The organism is Bradyrhizobium diversitatis, from assembly GCF_016031635.1.
Lineage (GTDB): Bacteria > Pseudomonadota > Alphaproteobacteria > Rhizobiales > Xanthobacteraceae > Bradyrhizobium > Bradyrhizobium diversitatis.
The window spans coordinates 127,043-144,504 of sequence record NZ_JACEGD010000009.1 but is presented as its reverse complement, the minus strand read 5'-3'; the positions used below and the strand labels follow the sequence as shown (position 1 = coordinate 144,504).

General features: G+C 64.0%; 19 protein-coding genes and 1 tRNA gene. 8 read left to right on the top strand and 12 right to left on the bottom strand.

The annotated features are described in order from the left end of the window. Positions 1-33 precede the first annotated feature (33 nt). Positions 34-1,596, bottom strand: a complete 1,563-nt coding sequence (locus H1B27_RS10995; protein WP_197966065.1) for an adenylate/guanylate cyclase domain-containing protein — start codon at positions 1,594-1,596, stop codon at positions 34-36. Positions 1,597-1,787: 191 nt separating this feature from the next. On the opposite strand from H1B27_RS10995, the gene H1B27_RS10990 reads away from it, so the two are divergent. Both H1B27_RS10990 and H1B27_RS10985 read left to right on the top strand, forming a co-directional pair. Next, the gene (locus H1B27_RS10990; RefSeq protein ID WP_197966064.1) at positions 1,788-2,879 is read left to right on the top strand and encodes an enolase C-terminal domain-like protein; all 1,092 of its coding nucleotides are present in this window, start codon (positions 1,788-1,790) and stop codon (positions 2,877-2,879) included. A 91-nt stretch (positions 2,880-2,970) separates the two neighbouring features. Continuing rightward, on the top strand, positions 2,971-3,444 hold the full coding sequence (locus H1B27_RS10985; RefSeq protein ID WP_197966063.1) for an NUDIX hydrolase: 474 nt from the start codon (positions 2,971-2,973) through the stop codon (positions 3,442-3,444). A 157-nt stretch (positions 3,445-3,601) separates the two neighbouring features. Here H1B27_RS10985 and H1B27_RS10980 read toward each other — a convergent pair whose 3' ends face one another. The 4 genes from H1B27_RS10980 to H1B27_RS10965 form a co-directional block, all read right to left on the bottom strand. Further along, complete coding sequence (locus H1B27_RS10980) at positions 3,602-3,844, bottom strand: hypothetical protein (RefSeq protein WP_197966062.1); 243 nt, start codon at positions 3,842-3,844, stop codon at positions 3,602-3,604. Between the two features lie 8 nt (positions 3,845-3,852). Continuing rightward, positions 3,853-4,326, bottom strand: coding sequence for an L-2-amino-thiazoline-4-carboxylic acid hydrolase (locus H1B27_RS10975; RefSeq protein ID WP_197966061.1), 474 nt, complete (start codon positions 4,324-4,326; stop codon positions 3,853-3,855). Positions 4,327-4,714: 388 nt separating this feature from the next. Then, complete coding sequence (locus tag H1B27_RS10970; RefSeq protein WP_061879068.1) at positions 4,715-5,365, bottom strand: response regulator transcription factor; 651 nt, start codon at positions 5,363-5,365, stop codon at positions 4,715-4,717. Then, on the bottom strand, positions 5,362-6,807 hold the full coding sequence (locus tag H1B27_RS10965) for a sensor histidine kinase (protein ID WP_210343298.1): 1,446 nt from the start codon (positions 6,805-6,807) through the stop codon (positions 5,362-5,364). The genes H1B27_RS10970 and H1B27_RS10965 overlap by 4 nt, the downstream gene beginning before the upstream one ends. Positions 6,808-7,044: 237 nt before the next feature. On the opposite strand from H1B27_RS10965, the gene H1B27_RS10960 reads away from it, so the two are divergent. Further along, the gene (locus H1B27_RS10960) at positions 7,045-7,425 is read left to right on the top strand and encodes a response regulator transcription factor (RefSeq protein WP_197966096.1); all 381 of its coding nucleotides are present in this window, start codon (positions 7,045-7,047) and stop codon (positions 7,423-7,425) included. 8 nt (positions 7,426-7,433) lie between these two features. Then, on the top strand, positions 7,434-8,978 hold the full coding sequence (locus H1B27_RS10955) for an ATP-binding protein (RefSeq protein ID WP_197966059.1): 1,545 nt from the start codon (positions 7,434-7,436) through the stop codon (positions 8,976-8,978). Positions 8,979-9,306: 328 nt separating this feature from the next. On the opposite strand, the gene H1B27_RS10950 is transcribed toward H1B27_RS10955, so the two are convergent. The 3 genes from H1B27_RS10950 to cpdR form a co-directional block, all read right to left on the bottom strand. Next, the gene (locus H1B27_RS10950; RefSeq protein ID WP_197966058.1) at positions 9,307-9,546 is read right to left on the bottom strand and encodes an L-2-amino-thiazoline-4-carboxylic acid hydrolase; all 240 of its coding nucleotides are present in this window, start codon (positions 9,544-9,546) and stop codon (positions 9,307-9,309) included. Positions 9,547-9,776: 230 nt separating this feature from the next. Continuing rightward, a tRNA-Val gene (locus H1B27_RS10945) sits at positions 9,777-9,851 on the bottom strand. A gap of 72 nt (positions 9,852-9,923) precedes the next feature. Further along, positions 9,924-10,283 carry a cell cycle two-component system response regulator CpdR gene (cpdR, locus tag H1B27_RS10940; RefSeq protein ID WP_028179810.1) on the bottom strand — a complete coding sequence of 120 codons (360 nt, stop codon included), beginning with the start codon at positions 10,281-10,283 and terminating at the stop codon, positions 9,924-9,926. A gap of 348 nt (positions 10,284-10,631) precedes the next feature. On the opposite strand from cpdR, the gene H1B27_RS10935 reads away from it, so the two are divergent. Further along, on the top strand, positions 10,632-11,522 hold the full coding sequence (locus tag H1B27_RS10935; RefSeq protein WP_061879247.1) for an N-formylglutamate amidohydrolase: 891 nt from the start codon (positions 10,632-10,634) through the stop codon (positions 11,520-11,522). A gap of 280 nt (positions 11,523-11,802) precedes the next feature. On the opposite strand, the gene H1B27_RS10930 is transcribed toward H1B27_RS10935, so the two are convergent. Further along, a complete protein-coding gene (locus H1B27_RS10930) occupies positions 11,803-12,015 on the bottom strand; it encodes a hypothetical protein (RefSeq protein ID WP_156505001.1) in 213 nt (70 codons plus the stop codon). Between the two features lie 24 nt (positions 12,016-12,039). Here H1B27_RS10930 and hisN point away from each other — a divergent pair, with 24 nt between their 5' ends. After that, a complete protein-coding gene (gene hisN / locus H1B27_RS10925) occupies positions 12,040-12,822 on the top strand; it encodes a histidinol-phosphatase (RefSeq protein WP_061879246.1) in 783 nt (260 codons plus the stop codon). 46 nt (positions 12,823-12,868) lie between these two features. Here hisN and H1B27_RS10920 read toward each other — a convergent pair whose 3' ends face one another. Beyond that, the gene (locus H1B27_RS10920) at positions 12,869-13,759 is read right to left on the bottom strand and encodes a LysR substrate-binding domain-containing protein (protein WP_197966057.1); all 891 of its coding nucleotides are present in this window, start codon (positions 13,757-13,759) and stop codon (positions 12,869-12,871) included. Positions 13,760-13,847: 88 nt separating this feature from the next. Here H1B27_RS10920 and H1B27_RS10915 point away from each other — a divergent pair, with 88 nt between their 5' ends. Beyond that, the gene (locus H1B27_RS10915) at positions 13,848-14,600 is read left to right on the top strand and encodes a sulfite exporter TauE/SafE family protein (RefSeq protein ID WP_061879244.1); all 753 of its coding nucleotides are present in this window, start codon (positions 13,848-13,850) and stop codon (positions 14,598-14,600) included. On the opposite strand, the gene H1B27_RS10910 is transcribed toward H1B27_RS10915, so the two are convergent. Then, positions 14,597-15,484, bottom strand: a complete 888-nt coding sequence (locus H1B27_RS10910; protein ID WP_061879243.1) for a LysR family transcriptional regulator — start codon at positions 15,482-15,484, stop codon at positions 14,597-14,599. The genes H1B27_RS10915 and H1B27_RS10910 overlap by 4 nt on opposite strands. A 208-nt stretch (positions 15,485-15,692) precedes the next feature. Here H1B27_RS10910 and H1B27_RS10905 point away from each other — a divergent pair, with 208 nt between their 5' ends. After that, positions 15,693-16,724 carry an alpha/beta fold hydrolase gene (locus H1B27_RS10905; protein ID WP_197966056.1) on the top strand — a complete coding sequence of 344 codons (1,032 nt, stop codon included), beginning with the start codon at positions 15,693-15,695 and terminating at the stop codon, positions 16,722-16,724. Between the two features lie 2 nt (positions 16,725-16,726). On the opposite strand, the gene H1B27_RS10900 is transcribed toward H1B27_RS10905, so the two are convergent. Continuing rightward, positions 16,727-17,359, bottom strand: a complete 633-nt coding sequence (locus tag H1B27_RS10900; protein WP_197966055.1) for a LysE family translocator — start codon at positions 17,357-17,359, stop codon at positions 16,727-16,729. Positions 17,360-17,462: the final 103 nt, after the last annotated feature.

Genomic DNA, 17,462 nt, shown 5'->3' with positions numbered 1-17,462 from the left:
GATCGAAACGAACGTTACGCGCCGCCGCCGCCTTCACGCCGGCTTGAGCGAGGCCAGCGCGTTTTCCAGCAGCGAGCGCACGCGGGCCGCGTCGCCTGACTTCACCACGGCGGGGTCGAGATAGAGTTCGAGGCCCGGGGCGCGCTCGGTGATGATACCGCTGTTCTCCGCCGCCGCGTCGCTCAGCGCGTCCACCGAATAGGGAATGACCTCGCGGCTGATACCCTTCATCGTGATCGCCGGCAGCGCGTGCGCGCGGACGATGTCGCTGACGAGGGCGAAGGTCTCGTAGCTCAGCACGATGCCGCCGGGTTCGGCGATCGATTGCAGGCGCGCGGCGAGGTTCGCCTCCGCACCGATGATGGTGTAGTCCATGCGGTCGGCGCTGCCGAAATTGCCGACATTGCAATAGCCCGAGTTGATGCCCATGCGCGAGCGGAACGGCTGCTCGATGCCGGAGGCGCGCCATTTCGCATTGAGCTCGGCGAGGCGCTGCTGCATGCGCCAGGCCATCTGCAGGCAGGCCTGCGCATCGGCGCGGTCGCCCCTGGTCTCGGGATCGCCGAAGAAGATCAGCATGGCGTCGCCGATGAACTTGTCGATGGTGCCGCCATATTCGTGGGCGATCGCCGACATTTCCGTGAAATATTCGTTGAGGAGCTGCGTCAGTTGCTCCGGCTGCAGCCGCTCGGCGGTCGCCGTGAAATTCTGGATGTCGGAGAAGAAGATGGTGAGCTTCTTGCGCTCGGTATGGATGGTGACGTCCTTCTGGCCGCTGAAAATAGACTTGTAGACCTGCGGCGGGATGTAGCGCGAGATCTTCATCGAGAGCGAGGCGAGGAAGTCGTTGGCGGATTCGAGCTCCTTGTTCATGCCCTTGATGCGGCGCGCCTGGCGGCGCTGCAGCGAGAGGAACGACAGGCCGCTGGCGGCGGCGATCACGAAATAGGCCAGCAGGAACTTGAACGAGAAGATGTTGGCGGCGATCGGCTGGGCGATGATCACCTCCTGGATGCCGCGGACATCGCCCACCTTCCAGTCCGTCTTCGGGCTTTCGGGGTGGCTGTTGTGGCAGCTCACGCAGGCCGGCCCCATGGTGACGGGGGCGACCAGGCGGACCTTGTCGTTGAACAGCGAGGTCTCGGTCTCGACGATCTTCTGCTCGGGATCCTTCCGCAGCGCATCGAGCGCGTCCTTCTCGAACTTGTCGAGCTGGTGCGGGGCACGGTTCTGGAACGGGAAGTCGGAGACGAAGCGGTAGGTGATATTCTCCTGCTGCGCGCCGATCACCCGGCCGAGCTCGAGCGACAGCGTTGCCGGAATCGGGATCGCGCCGGGGATGGATTCGTAATTGTGCACCACCCGCGTCGTGCCGTTGGGATTGGCCAGCACCCGCCCGACCACGTTGGTCGCGTAGTAGCTGCGCACGCTCGTGATCACCGAGTTGAGATCGATGGCCTGCCGGCGCAGCGCCGCCTTGCTCAGCTCGGTCAGGTCCAGCCACACCGCGAGCGGCAGGGCGAGCAGCAGGAAGGCGATCACGGCGCCCGTGAGAATGCCGCTCTTGCGCTGATCTTCGGCGATCTCTTGTTTCACTCTGTGGCTCCGCTGTGTGCGATTTTGTCGCAAACCCGTCGGAATCTGCGGCAAAGAATGCGGCAGCACAGAGCCAACAATTGCGGGCCCGCGCAACCCCATTTTATGGTGGTCGGGCCAGGCGCCCTTTTCGTTTCATCACGGATGCTTAAGATCGGCCGCGTCTGCATCCGCCCCGCCGGGAGAAGCCCATGACCGAGACCATTCGCATCAAGCGCTTCCACGCGCGCCCCGTGATCGTGCCGATGAACCTGCCGCTCCAGACCTCGACCGGAGCAATCGCCAGGGCGCCGCTGCTGCTGATCGACTGCGAGACTGACCAGGGCGCGGTGGGCCACGCCTATCTGTTCTCGATCACGCCCTCGGCCTTGAAGCCGCTGACGGCGATGGTCACGGAAATGTCAGACCTGCTCGCCGGCGACGAACTGCTGCCGGTCGAGATCGAGCGCAAGCTGACCCAGCGCTTCACGCTGCTGGGCCTCGCCGGTCTGCAACGGCTGGCCCAATCCGGCATCGACATGGCGGCCTGGGACGCGCTGGCCCGCACACGCGGCATGCCGCTGGCCCGGCTGCTCGGCGGCGCGCCTGAACCGGTCAGGGCCTACAATTCGAAGGGGCTCGGCATCATGCCCGCCGGCGCCGCGGTCGAGGAAGCCCACAAGCTGCTGGCCGAGGGCTTTCGGGCGGCGAAGATCCGCTTCGGCCGGCCCGATGCGCGGGAGGACCTCGCCGTCGTCCGCGCGGTGCGCAAGGCGGTCGGCGACGAGATCACGCTGATGTGCGACTACAACCAGGCGCTGACGGTGACGGAGGCGATCCGCCGCGGCGAGATGCTCGACGACGAGGGCCTCACCTGGATCGAGGAGCCGATCCGCCACGACGATTATCCCGGCTGCGCCCGCATTGCCGACGCGCTGCATACGCCGGTCCAGATCGGCGAGAATTTCGACAGCGCCTTCTCGATGCAGGCGGCGCTCTCGGCGGAAGCCTGCGACTACGTGATGCCCGACGTGCAGCGCATCGGCGGCGTCACCGGCTGGCTCCGCGCCGCCGCGCTGGCGCACGCCGCCGGCATCGAGATGTCGACGCACTTGTTCTCGGAAGTGAGCGCGCATCTGCTCTGCGTGACGCCGACCGCGCACTGGCTGGAATATGTCGACTGGGCCGACGCGGTGCTGGCGACGCGGCTGACGATCAAGGATGGCTTCGCACTGCCGGGCGAAGAGCCGGGGAATGGGATTGCGTGGGACGAGGCCGCGGTGAAGAAATATCTGGTGGGGTGATCGCGAGGTGCCGGGTCTCTCATATCGCCATTGCAAGCACACGATCTCCTCCCTCGTTGCGAAAGCGTGCGACACGGACTAACGATCCGCTATGACCACTTGGCGCCCCCACCCCCACATCCGCGTCGTCGCGATCGGCCTGCACTGGCGCGGCGGGCGGCTGCTGGCGGCCGAGGTGCGCGACGATGCCGGCCGGGTGAAAGGCGTGCGCCCGCTCGGCGGCGAGATCGAGTTCGGCAAGAGCTGGCGGGCGGCGCTGGTACGGGAATTCAGCGAAGAGCTCCGCATCGACGTCACCATCATGGGCGAACCACTGGTGATGGAGAACATCTTTGTGCACGAGGAATCGACCGGGCACGAGGTGATGTTCATCGCGGATGTCGCGTTTCCGGATGGCGCATTCGCCGGCCAGGAGCGCATCGACTTCCGCGAGGACAACGGAGAACAAATCGTCGCGCGCTGGTTCGATCTTGCCGATCTCGACCTGGACGGCGGACCGGAGCTCTATCCGACCGGGCTGAAGGACTTGCTGCGCGGGAGCAAACTCGACGTTCCGTCATCTTGAGGCCCGAGTGGCGCGATGCGAAAGCATCGCGCCGGGAGCCTCGAAGGATGAACGGCCCGGATGCAGCCGGGCCGTCGCCCTTCGAGGGCCGCTGAAGAAGCGGCCACCTCAGGGTGACGGTCCGTACGAATGTGGGGCAACAGCATGGTCCGCAAGGCTACCACACCTCCGCGCCGGGAATTTTCTTCCGCACCGCCAACCGTTGGATCCAGATGCAACGGCGGATGGATCTCTTGGAGCGGCCGATGGCGGAGATCCCCTCGCCGGCCTGAAGCAGCGGCGCCACGTTCTGGCGCAAGCTGCGGCAGCGCTGGAGCTCGGCCTGCCAGTCCACGATCGCGGCGTCGGCGCGCGATGCCATCAGCGTCAGCATTGCCACGCCGAGACAGCTCGCCCGCATCGTTTCTCTCACTGCGATCGGCCTCCGCCGCGCTTGTAGCGGAAGTCGCAATGGGAGGCGCCTTGCATGATCGTCTGCGTGCGCGTGAGCTTGATGTCGGGACCAAAACCTTCCGCGGCGGCAAAGTCCGCGGTGCAGATCAGGAGGAAACCGAGCTCCGGCTCGCCCAGCGCCTTGTAGAATTCGGCATAGGCGCAGCGCGTCACGTCGAAAGCGAACGCGTCATGCGTATGCTCGATGACGTCATAGGCGAGCGCATCGTCGCGGGCATAGGTGCGGAAGGCCGACGACACGGCCTTGCCGAGATCGCTCTCGTTCTTGGCCTTCCAGAATTCCTCGCCGAAGCGGCGATAGAGATCGCCGAGCGCCTTGCGCACCAGCGCGTTGGCGCGCAGCTCGCCGAGCTCGGCCTGCAATGCCTTGACCAGCGGCACCAGCACCTGCGCCTGGATCTTAGCCTGTTCGATGACGGACACGGTCATGGGCGGCCTCGCGTGGAAGGCTGCATCTTAGCCAGGATCGAATGCACAGCGTAAACCGGGAAAACGGCAGGGAGCAAACCGCGGGTTGCGCTGCGCTCCATCCAGGCTACGGGACGTTCCTATGGATACCGAGCAGGCCGCACCAGTCCGTCTTCGCTCTCTAGGCTACGCCGGACACGCTTCGCCGCAATCATTCAGGCTGTGCCACGCAAAGCCGAAGGCGAAGCGTGGTGGGCACGACAGGGATCGAACCTGTGCCCCTACCATGTCAACGAAGGTGTCGCCGGCATTGCCGCGATTTCGGGACCGTCTCGATCATCGGCCCTCTCATATGACTTCCCACAGAACAAGGCTGCTCGGATCGCTTCCGTGCACAAGCTGGACGGCGTTAGTCATCGGGCGGCGCATGAGGGTCAAGCGTGACACCCCTGCTCCGGAGTGCCTCCCCCATTTTCACAAGATCAGCCAGAGATCGCGCATTCATCTTCCGCATGATTTCGCGCCGATGCACCCGTACCGTGACCTCGCGTATGCCGGCAGCGCCAGCGATCTGCTTGGTCTGCAGGCCGGAGATCGTCAGCGCCATCACCTGGCGTTCTCGGGATGTCAGCGCTTCGAAGCGCTGCCTGATATCGGTCAGAGTGCGGTCGTTCGCCCGACGCTGCCGGTCCTTGTCGATGGCCGACAGCACCGCTTCCAGCAGATCCTGATCGCGATAGGGTTTGGTGAGAAACTCGACCGCGCCCGCCTTCATGGCCTGGACGGACATATGGACGTCGGCATAGCCCGTAACGAAGATGATCGGCGCCCGGATACCGGCCGCGGTCATCTCGCGCTGAAAATCTAATCCGCTCGAACCGGGCAGGCGGACGTCAAGAATGATGCAGCTCGGATTGTCCTTGCGCTTGGCCTGCAGATATTCGCGCGGCGAGGCGTACAGCTCGACGCGAAGCGCAGCCGTCTCCAGCAGTCCCTCGATGGACTCACGCACCGACACGTCGTCATCAATGACCGCGACGATAGGGGATTCCTCGTTCATAGGTCGACCTGCGCCTTGTTCGGCAGGATGAACTGGAATAGCGCGCCGTGTGGTTCCGCGGGTGAAGCCCATAGCCGTCCACCATGCGCTTCGATGATGGAGCGGCAAATCGTCAATCCCATTCCCATCCCCTTGGCCTTGGTCGTGAAGAAGGGACTGAAGATCTTGTCCACCGTCTCCCGGTCGAGACCAATGCCGCTGTCACGCACGAACACCACCCCCTCGCCATCGGCCCCTTCGCGCGAACCGACGACCAGCACCTTTGGTCGGCCGGTCACCTCCGACATGGCGTCCGCTCCATTGATGACGAGATTGAGGACAACCTGCTGAAGCTGGACGGAATCGCCGAGAAAGGCCGGTAGCGCCGGCGCAAGCTGGGTCTGCACCGCCACATCGCGCAGCCGCAGTTCGGTTTGCAGCAGGTCGAGGACGCCGCCAATCAACTCGTTGAGGTCGACGTCGGTGGCCTGCGGCGGCGCCTTCATCAACAGCCCCTGGATGCGCCGGATGACACCGCTCGCGCGCTCACCATCCCGCAACACGCGTTCCGCCGTCGTGCGGGCCTTGTCCAGGTTCAGCGTCCTCTCATTGAGCCAGTGCAACACGGTGTGCCCGTTGGTGACGACGCCGGTGAGCGGCTGATTGATCTCGTGTGCGATCGATGCCGCGAGCTGACCCATGGTCGTGGCCCGCGTTACGCGGGCGAGGTCGGACTGGGCGCGCTGTAGTTCGTCGGCAGCGCGCCTGGCAGCGGTGATATCCATGACCGCGCCGACGAAACCCGCCTCGCCCGCCCACTCCCTGGCAATGCGGGTGACAATCCGGACATAGCGAGTTTCACCGTCGGGCATCGACAGCCGATGCTCAAGTGCAAAGTCTGTCTGCTCCCGGAAAGCCTTTTCGATGGTCTGCTCAAGCAGCCTTTGGTCGTCCGGATGCGTGCGCGCAAGCATGGCAGCGAGAGTGGGCGCCGTTTGGCCCGGTTCATATCGATAGATGCGCCATGTCTCCCGCGACCAGTACTGTTCGCCCCGAGGATCGCGCCAGCCGACGCTGCCTGTGCGGCCCAATTGCTGCGCTTCCGCGAGGAAGGCTTCGCTCCTTTGAAGCGCGTCCATCGTGGACTGGTTGCGCATCACCAGCAAGGTCGACATGGCAATGCCGACAGCACCGATGACGCGGTCGATCAGCGGCCAATGCGACCAGGGATCGCCCGGCGAAAACGGATGCGCGATCAGAGTCAATGCCTCGCAAGCCAGCCCGGCGACCAAGATGCCGGTCCGGCCGTAGATGGACGAGACGACAAGCACGACAAACACGTAGAGGATGCTGACCGACACTTCGAGCGGCGTAAGAACGTCGACGGCGAAAATGCCAGCCGCGAGAGCCATGATACCGATTGTGGGGAGGACGCGGTCATGTCTGGAAACGGGCTGGTTCATCGATCCGCGCTGACCATTTGAAGGCGATCGGAGCCTAGGTGGCGCTCTCCGATTTCAGGCGTCCTATGCCCGCCTCACTTTACTAGCAAAAGCCGTGAAATGCGGCAACGCACCTAAACGAAACGATAGTATCCGCGACTCCTTGGTTAATTCGGGCAACGAATTCGGCACCTAGAGTGCCGCCTCCGCCAATGGTCACCCCTTCCGTTTCCCGTCAATCTGGGACGATAGGAGAGCATCTTGAACGATGAACCCTTGATCGCAATCGTGGACGATGACGAATCGGTGCGGGTCGCCATGGGCGGCATGGTTGAATCGTTCGGATACACGCCTGTCACGTTTGAATCGGCCGACGACTTTCTGAAATCCGACAAGCTGCCCGATACTTCCTGCCTGATCCTGGATGTCCAGATGCCCGATATGAGCGGACTTGAACTGCACGGCAAGCTGACTGCCTCCGGCCGCAGGATTCCGACCATTTTCGTGACGGCCTTTCCGGACAAGCGCGTTCGCGATAGAGCCCTACGCGCCGGCGGAGTTTGTTTCCTGTCCAAGCCATTCGGACGAGACGATCTGCTCGGTTGTATCGAATCCGCCCTCGGCAAGCAGACCATGTAGGGCATGCCATGACCGCGGACACCGTCATAACCCAGGAGGTTTCGGCGGTAGGCCCTCCCAATACGTTGCCGCGGGCGACCCAGGCGAATGCGCCGGCACAAGGCAGCGCCGCAGAGGGCTTCTTCGCTTTTGGTCCGTACCGGCTTTTTCCCCGTCAGCGGCTCCTGCTCAAGGACGGCAACGCGCTCCCAATCGGCAACCGCTCGCTCGAAATCCTGATCCTGCTGGCGGAACGACAGGGTGAGGTCGTCGGCAAGAACGAGCTCATTGCCCGCGTCTGGCCCGGCATCAACATCGAGGAAGGCGGATTAAGGGTGCAGGTCGTCGGGCTGCGCAAGGCGCTGGGCGACGGAATTGGCGGTGCGCGCTACATCAAGACAGTAGCCGGCCGGGGTTATTGCCTTGTCGCGACCACCGGCCACTTCGAATCCACTGGCGCGCTCGCGCGGGGCACGGAGCGGGGTCAGGCACAACGGCTTCCGATGCCGCTGGCCCGAATGGTCGGCCGCGACAACGACGTGCGCAAGGTCTCGGACCTGCTGAGAACGACGCGATTCGTCACCGTTCACGGACCGGGAGGTGTCGGAAAGACAACAGCCGCCATTGCTGTCGCTCACGACCAGCTTGCATCCTTCCAGGGCGACATTCATTTTCTCGATCTTGCAAAGATCACCGAGCCGCATCTTCTGCCGGTCGCGCTGGCATCTTCTTTCGGACTAACCGCCCCGTCGAGCGATCCGAATGCAGCCATGCTCGAATTTGTACGCGATCGACGCATGCTGCTGATCTTCGATAGCTGCGAACATTTGATCGATGCTGCCGCAGCGTTAATTGAGAAAATTCTACGCGAAGCCCCCGAGATACGTGTCCTTGCGACGAGCAGGGAGACACTCCAGGCCGACGGCGAGCACGTGTACCGGCTTTCGGGTCTTGAGTGTCCATCGATCGAAGATGAACAATCGGCCGAGCGGCTTTTTTCCCATCCAGCACTCAACCTGTTCATCAACAAGGTCGCAGCGAGCGGACACCAATTTGAGTTGACGGAATCCGACGCACAGATCGTCGCGAAGATTTGCCGCAGACTGGACGGACTGGCACTTGCCATCAACCTGGCGGCAACGCGCGTGCCGACGCTTGGCCTCTCGCAGATCGTCGGTTCTCTTGAGACGAATACCTGGCTGTTCTGGCAGGGTCACCGAACGGCGTTGCCGCGTCACCAGACGATGGCTGCATCGATCGACTGGAGCTACAACCTGCTTGACGAAGACGAGAAGGCAGTGCTGCACCATCTGTCCGCTTACAGGGAGTCCTTTACGCTCGATGCAGCCTGCGAGGCCGCTCGTCAGGTCTTGCTGACTCCCTTCGATGATCTGCTTGTCATCGACAAGTTGGTCACGAAGTCATTGATCGAAGCCGGCGAGGGTCTCGCGCGATATCGATTGCTCAACTCGATCCGAAGCTATGCGCTTGAAAGACGCGACACAGCCGTGAGCTTGAAGGAACCGCGCCGAACATCCTGGGCGCCCTTGGCATCCATGTCGCCGAACAAGTAGCGCTCGATCTCGTCGTTGACCAACGTTCCAAAGAAATTTGAATAGAGTTCGCGCCGCTGAAAGTGCGCGCAGGTCGTGCGTTGGCGCGCTTGCCGATGCCTCCGGTCATCATCCCTTCGTGCTGCGAAGTCGGGGACGAGATCGATGATTTCGCAAGGATGACGCAGAAGAGATCATGGCCCCGGCCTGAAGCAGCGGCACCACGTTTTCGCGCAAGCTCCGGCAGCGCTGTAGTTCGGCTTGCCAGTGGACGGCGGCGTCAGCGCACGACGCGATCAGCGCCAGCATCGCCATCGCAACACAGATCGCCCGCATCGCTCGCATTCCTTCATCGCGATCCGCCCGCATCGCGCTTGTAGCGGAAGTCGCAATGAGAGGCGCCCTGCATGATCGTCTGCGTGCGCGTGAGTTTGATGTCGGGACCAAACCCTTCCGCGGTCGCAAAGTCCGCAGTGCAGATCAGGAGGAAGCCGAGCTCCGCCTCGCCGATCTCGGCCTGCAAGGCCTTGACCAGCGGCACCAGCACCTGCGCCTGGATCTTTGCCTGTTCGATGACGGATACTGTCATGGGCGACCTTCGCGCCTGGGACGATGCGGAGCGTAGCCCGATTGGAGCGCAAGCGTAATCCGGCACGGCGTCTGAAAGGATACACCCTGGATTGCGTTTCGCTCGATCCGGGTAGGCACTTAGCAGTGCTAAATTGTTTGGGCTTGCCGAGCCGAAGCTCGCGGCGACCAGCCCGCCTTCGCCCGTTGGGCTTCGGCGCGGCATCCTTCACTCGCTTCGCGAGCGAAGGATGGTGGGCACGACAGGGATCGAACCTGTGACCCCTACCATGTCAAGGTAGTGCTCTCCCGCTGAGCTACGTGCCCTAGAGGTCATTTCATCGGTGGGGTCCCTATAACGGCTCAGGGGACCCGGCGCAAGGACGGAACGGCGCCGATTTAGGCCGCCAGCATCTTGTTCACTTCGCTGACCAATTCGCGCAGGTGCACAGGCTTGGACAGCACCTTGGCGTTCTTGGGGGCGTCCGAATCCGAGTTCAGGGCGACCGCGGCAAAGCCGGTGATGAACATGATCTTGATGTCGGGATCGAGTTCCGAGGCGCGGCGGGCGAGCTCGATGCCGTCCATCTCCGGCATCACGATGTCGGTGAGCAGCATCTCGAACGGCTCTTCCCGCAGCCGCTGATAGGCGGCCATGCCGTTGTCATGGGACGAGACCTGGAAACCGGCGTTTTCCAGCGCCTTGACCAGGAAACGGCGCATGTCGTTGTCGTCTTCGGCGAGCAGGATTTTTGCCATGGCAGGAAACGTCGAATCCCCAGAGGATATCAGCAGAGGTCACTAAGCCCGACAGAGGGTAAATTTGGGGTGAAAATCTTTACCTTGGGCCGGCTGCGCTGCCGGCCCTTGTGAACCGGAACGGGCTCCGAATCAATCGAGCCGAATCGGCTGGTCCCCGCCACGATGCCCGCACGGTTAAGACATGTTCCAGCGTCCATCACATCTTTTCGCTTGGCAGAATGGTTGCGATTCCGGACAATGACGACACATAAGAGCCGTTGACCGGCCGAATCATTGGACCGGAGCTTTTCCGGATCGTGCGGCGCCAAGGGGGCGAAGCCTGAGTAAGGGACGAAGCTTGAGAAGATGACCCGGTTTGACGGCGACATGTCGCCAGCCTTTGAGATCTTCGAGCCCGCCGAATGGCGCGCGCCTGTCATCTTCAACTCGCCCCATTCGGGCTCGACCTATCCGGACGAATTCCTGGCGGCATCGCGGATCGACCTGCCGACGCTGCGGCGGTCGGAAGACTCGTTCATGGACGAGCTGATCGGCCATCTGAGCGACCGTGGCTTCCCGACGGTCAGGGTCAACTTTCCCCGCTCCTATGTCGACGTCAATCGCGAGCCGTATGAGCTCGACCCCCGCATGTTCAGCGGACGGCTGCCGAGCTTTGCCAACACCCGCTCGATGCGCGTCGCCGGCGGCCTCGGCACCATTCCGCGCGTGGTCGGCGACGGCCAGGAAATCTACCGCGAGCGTATCCTGGTCGACGACGCGCTGGGCCGGATCGAGACGCTGTACAAGCCCTACCACCGCGCGCTGCGCCGGCTGATCAACAAGGTGCACCAGATGTTCGGCACCGTGGTGCTGGTCGATTGCCACTCGATGCCTTCGGTCGGTGTCAGCAGGGACGAGCCGCGACGGCCCGACGTCGTGATCGGCGACCGCTACGGCACGAGCTGCACGCCGCTGCTTTCAGATCGCGTCGAGGAGACGATGACCGGCCTCGGCTATTCGATCGGCCGCAACAAGCCCTATGCCGGCGGCTTCATCACCGAACATTACGGCAATCCCGCAAGCGGCCTGCACGCGGTACAGCTCGAGCTCAACCGCGCGATCTACATGGACGAGCGGCGGCGGGAGCGGAGCGCACGCTTTGCGCAAGTGGCCTCCGACTTCGGCGTTCTCGCCGACGTGCTGGCCAGCACGATTCCGTTCGCCGATCTCGGCCCGTTCCAGGCCGCGGCGGAATAGGCCGGCGTTCTTCGCACGATCATGTCGTCTGCGATTGGAGGCGAAAGCGCGCTCGCTTCGCTACGCACCTTGAAGCAAAAAGAGGCGCACAGAAAAAAGGGCCGCTTCTGATGAAGAAGCGGCCCAAGTCTAGGGAGGAAACGCCCAAGGAGGGCAGCGGTAACGCCAAGCGCTACCGCACCGCAACAATATGCGACCGCGCCGCACAAAGTGCAAGGCCTTTTGAGCCATTTCCCATGCAATTCGCACATGGCTCAGTTGCTTCCAGAGAAACCCAGATTCAGTTTCTTTGATAAGGAAATTCAATGGGTTGATAATCATTTGCATACCAACGAGGCAACTTCGGAACGAAGTTTTCAACTCCGTGATCGATATTTGGCCAGCAGATGACTGGGATGAGGCAGCGCGCCTCGGCATCCAAAATACCAGGGAGCAAATCAAGACAGCGCTGCACGCGGGGGAGGAATTGAGCTAGGCAGGAGCCCAGCTTCATCCAACCTTCGCTTCGAGGATTCCCGTGACGGTGATCGACTTTTCCGCCTTCATCGGACGGCTCGCCACCGCCTCCGGCGAAACCATCCTGCCGTTCTTCCGCACCTCCTTGTCGATCGACGACAAGAGCAAGACCAAGGATTTCGACCCCGTGACGGAGGCCGACCGCGCCGCGGAGGCGGTGATGCGGCGGCTGATCAGGGCCAATTTCCCTCAGCACGGCATCGTCGGCGAGGAATTCGGCAATGAGCAGGACAATGCCGACTATGTCTGGGTGCTCGACCCCATCGACGGCACCAAATCCTTCATCGGCGGCTTTCCGATCTGGGGTACGCTGATCGCGCTGCTGCACAAGGGCGCACCGGTCTACGGCATGATGCACCAGCCCTTCATCGGCGAGCGCTTCTCCGGCGACAACGGTTCGGCCAATTATAAAGGGCCCTCCGGCGAGCGCCGGCTCCAGGTCCGCCGCTGCGCCTCGCTGTCGGAAGCCACGACCTACACCACCAGTCCCCTGCTGATGAACGAGAGCGACCGCGCCATCTTCGGCCGCATCGAACAAGGCGCGCGGCTGTCGCGCTATGGCGGCGACTGCTATTCCTACTGCATGCTGGCGGCCGGCCACGTCGACCTCGTGGTCGAGACCGAGCTGAAGCCCTACGACATCGCAGCGCTGATCCCGATCGTGACCGGCGCCGGCGGCGTCGTCACCACCTGGGAAGGCAAGCCGGCCCAGGGCGGCGGCCGCATCATCGCGGCCGGCGACGCGCGGGTTCACGAGGAGGCGTTGAAGCTTTTGAACCAGTAGCAAGCGGGAGAGGTGCGCACCACGGATGCAGCGGAGTTGAGTTGCCTCACGCCGCCTCTGCTCGCAAATGCTCGACCAGCATCTTGGCCGGCCGCGGCAGCGCCTTGAAGCTGCGCGCGCAGATCACGAGGCGGCGGTTGGCCCAGGCATCGCGCAGGCGGACCATGGCGAGCGGCATGGTCCTGGCGCAGCGCCGCGCGGCCGCTTCGGGCACGAGCGCAACCCCGACATCGGCGGCGACCATCTGGCAGATCGCGTCGAAATCACGCAGGCGCGCGCGGAAATGCGGGCGCAGGCCGAGCCGCGCGGCGTGCCTGGAAATGTGCACCTGCAGCGCGGTGGCGCTGGTCAGGCCGACGAAGTCGCAGGCCCCGGCCTCCTGAAAGTCGATCTGGCGCCGGCCGGCGAACGGGCCGCGTTTCGACGTCACCAGTGTCAGGCGGTCCTCGCTGAAGACGAAGCGCTCGATATGCTCGGGCAGCGCGTGCTCGGCGGCGAAGCCGAGATCGGCGGCGCCTGCGGTGATGGCCGCCGCGATATCGGTGCTCTCGCGCTCCTCGATGTCGACGGCGACGTCGCGATGCGCGCGCAGGAAGCCGGCGAGCGCTTTCGGCAGATGTTCCGACAGGCCCGACGTGTTGGCGAGGAAATGCACGCTGGCGCGCAAACCACTGGCAAAGCCGGCAAGATCGCCGCGCATGGCGTCGATCTGGTGGATGACCAGCCTGGCATGATCGAGCAGGCTCTCGCCGGCCGCGGTCAGCTCGATGCCGCGGCGTCCGCGCTTGAGCAGTGCGACGCCGAGCGCATCCTCGAGCCCCTTGATGCGCGCGCTGGCGGAGGCCAGCGCCAGGTGCGAGCGCTCGGCACCGCCCGTGATGCTGCGCTGGTCGGCGACCGCGATGAAGAGCTGGAGGTCGACGAGATCGAAGCGCATGCCGGTGTCTCCAGCCTTCGTTCCAGACGAAGGCTCTCTCCGTAACCTCCAGATTGTGCCGGATCGCGGCTTCGGTCAATGTGCCGACATGATCGACCCGTTTCTCATCGTGATCGCCGCCGTCTTCCTGCTCGCCGGATTCGTCAAGGGCGTGGTCGGGCTCGGCCTGCCGACGGTGTCCATGGGCCTGCTGGCGGTGAGCATGGCGCCGAGCCGCGCCATCGCCATCGTCATCGTGCCCGCCATCATCACCAACATCTGGCAGACCTTCGTCGGCCCCCATCTGCGCGACATCCTGAGGCGGCTGTGGCCGCTGATGATCGGCACCGTGGTCGGATGCTGGCTCAATGCCGGCGCGCTGACCGGGCCGCATGCGCGCTACGGCACGATCGTGCTCGGCGCCCTGCTCGTCATCTACGCCGTGATCGGCCTGAACAAATTCCACTTCCGCGTTTCACGCGGGAACGAGAAGTGGGTCGGCGGCGTGGTCGGAATCGTCACCGGCGTGATCTCGGCCTCGACCGGCGTGCAGGTGATCCCCTCGATGCCATTCATGCAGGCGATCGGCATGGAAAAGGACGAGCTGGTGCAGGCGCTCGGCGTGTTCTTCACGACGGCGACGCTGGCGCTCGCCTTCAACCTGACCGCCGTCGGATTGTTGACGCCCGCGAATGTCGTGCCCGGCGCCGTGGGCCTCGCCATGGCCTTTGCCGGCATGTTCATCGGCCAATCGGTGCGGGCGCGGATGCCCGCGGAAGCGTTTCGCCGCTGGTTCCTGATCGCGATGATCCTGCTCGGCCTCTATCTCGCCGGCAGCGCGCTGGCGAAGGAATTGGTCTAGCCGATTCCTGGCGGGCGCCGACGCCAGCGTCGTATCAATTCAGCTGCATCGCCTTTGGACGGCAGCGGCAGGTGAACGAGCGCCAGAGGCCAATTCGGCGCCGCGCGTGCCTCGGCGAGCCGACGAAACGCGACGCCGGGAACGGGCATGTGACGGGACACGCCGGCCGGTACAAGCGCAGCGCCCAGACCCGCCGCAACAAGGGTCAGGATCGTCGGCATCCGTGACGCCTCGTGAACGACGCTTGGTGACAACCCGCGGGAGTGAAACAGCGCAAGGATCGCATCGTAAAGAACGGGCCCCTGCGATCTCGGAAACAATATCAGCCGCGGCGCAAGCTGCGCGATCCCGATCGGCTTGTCGTCACCGACATCGCTGGCGGGAAGCGCGGCCATGAGCTCTTCCGCGGCAAGCTCGAATGTCCGCAGGCGCGGCGGCGCGGCAAACGGCGGCGAGACCAGTGCGACATCCAGTTCGCCCTTGGCGAGAAGCGCCAGCTGATCGTCGGTGCCCAATTCAACGAGACGGATCGCAATGCCCGCTTCGTTTGCCGTCTTCAGCAGTGAGGGAATCGGTCCCCACAGCGCGAGGGAGACGAGACCGATGCGCACCACCGCGCGGCGTTCGGCTGCGGCCTGGGCGAGATTCTTGGCGCGGTCCGCAGCTGCCACGGCGACCCGGGCCTCACCGACGAAGGCCTCGCCGGCCGCCGTGAGGCGTGTGCCGCCGCGGCCACGCTCGAACAACCTCACGCCCAGCGAGTTCTCCAGCCGTTGGATTGATTGCGACAGCGGCGCTTGCGCCATGCCAAGCCGGGCAGCCGCCCGGCTGAAATTGCGCTCGTCGGCAAGTGCAATCGCATGGCGGAGATGGTGCAGATCCATATCACCACAATATGAAAATTGTCGCCATTCATATTAGACGACGTCGAACGAGATGCCTAGTTTCCGGCGTGTGACGAACCGGAGAGAAGCGGTGTCCAAACCCATAATCTTTGCCAAGCGAGGTGTCGGGCAGAGCCGTCCAGGGCATGCGGTGATAGCTCGAGCAGCTCATCTCCTTGCGCCAATCTTCCTTGTATGGGGCCAGCTCATGACATGCGCAGTTGCGGCCAGCACGGTCGAACGGGAAGACTTCCAGGTCGAAAGCGCCCCAGGCATTTCCATCTTCGTGCGCGAAATCCGCGCCAAGGCACCTGGCACCGCCGCCTCACCACTGCTGCTGGTCCACGGCGGCGGGCCTGGCGGCATCGGCTCCTTCGATCTTCCCGTGCCGGGATATTCCTTTGCGGAGAGCCTCGCGACAGCGGGAGCTGGCCGTACGGTGTACATCATGGATGTTCGCGGCTGGGGCCGGTCGACGCGCCCGGCGGAATTGCAGCAGCCTGCCGACGCGAATCCGCCTGCCGTCGCTGTCGATGCTGCCGCGACGGACATTGCAGCAGTCGTGGACGCGATCAGGATGAGGACACATACTTCGCGCGTTGCACTCTTCGGCTGGGCGAGCGGCGGCCACTGGAGTGCGTTCTACGCGGCGCGACACCCGGACAAGGTGAGTCACCTCGTCCTTCTCAACACCATCTATGGCGTCGATGCGCCCTGGCCGTTTGGCGAAGTATTCGCAGACCCCAAATTTCCCGTCCGCTTCCGCGCGAGCGGAGCTTATGCGCTCGCCGATGCGAGCAGACTGCTTGCCCGCTGGGACACGAGCATCCCGACGCCGGACAAGACCGAATGGCGCGATCCCGCCGTCGCCGAGGCCTATGTCAACGAGACGATCGCCAGCGATCCAACAAGCGGGAGCCGCGAGCCGCGGAGCGTTCGCATTCCGACGGCGTACCGGCGCGAAGCCTTCGAAATGGCGCATGGTCGCAGGTACTGGGACGCTGCCGACCTGCGCGCCGCCGTGCTCGTCATTCGCAGCGAGCTCGATTTCTGGTCACGCCCCGCGGACAGTGCCGCGCTGGAGCGCGAGCTGACCGGCGCAGCCCGCAAGCGATTCGTCACGCTGGTCGGCGCCACACATTACGTATTCGACGATCGGCCCGCACGCGGCCGCCGCCGTTTGATCGAGGAGATCGTGTCGTTCATGGACGGGACGGACGTGCCCTCAGGTGACCGATAGGCTTACCGCGTCTCCAGCATGGCGACGCGGACGCCGAGATAGATGAAGAGGCCGCCAAGCGCGCGATTGACCCAGGCGATGGCGCCCTCGGATTGCCGCAGCCGGTGCGCGGCCTTGGCCGCGAACGCGGCCAGCACCAGGCACCACAACGTCCCCGTCGAAATGAAGATGAGGCCGAGCGTCAGGAAGGCGAGCGGCTTGTGCTGCGCGTCGGCTGCGACGAATTGCGGCAGGAAGGCCAGGAAGAACAGCGCGACCTTGGGATTGAGCGCGTTGGTGAAGACGCCCTGGAGGAAGACCCGCCGCAATGAGCTCCGCACCGGCTCGTCGATCGCCGACGCCGGCACCGGGCGCGACAACAGCATCTGGAGCCCGGTCACGACGAGATAGGCCGCGCCGACCAGCTTCAGGATCGAGAAGGCGGTCGACGAGGCCATCAGCAGCGCCGAAAGTCCAATCGCCGCGCCCGCGACATGGACAAAACAGCCGCAACTGATGCCCAAGGCGGCAGCGGCGCCGCCCCGCCAGCCCATTTGCATGCTGCGGCCGATCACATAGACCGAATCCGGCCCCGGCGTGATGTTGAGCAGCACGCCCGACAGGATGAAAAGGCCGATCTCGTGAATGCCCAACATGCAAGGTCCCCGCCGCCCGTCCGGGCGTATTGGTTCCGCATAGTCGGTTCGCCCATCCCCGTCCACCGCCGGAATCGCTTAGGATTTGCCTCGAATTTGCAAT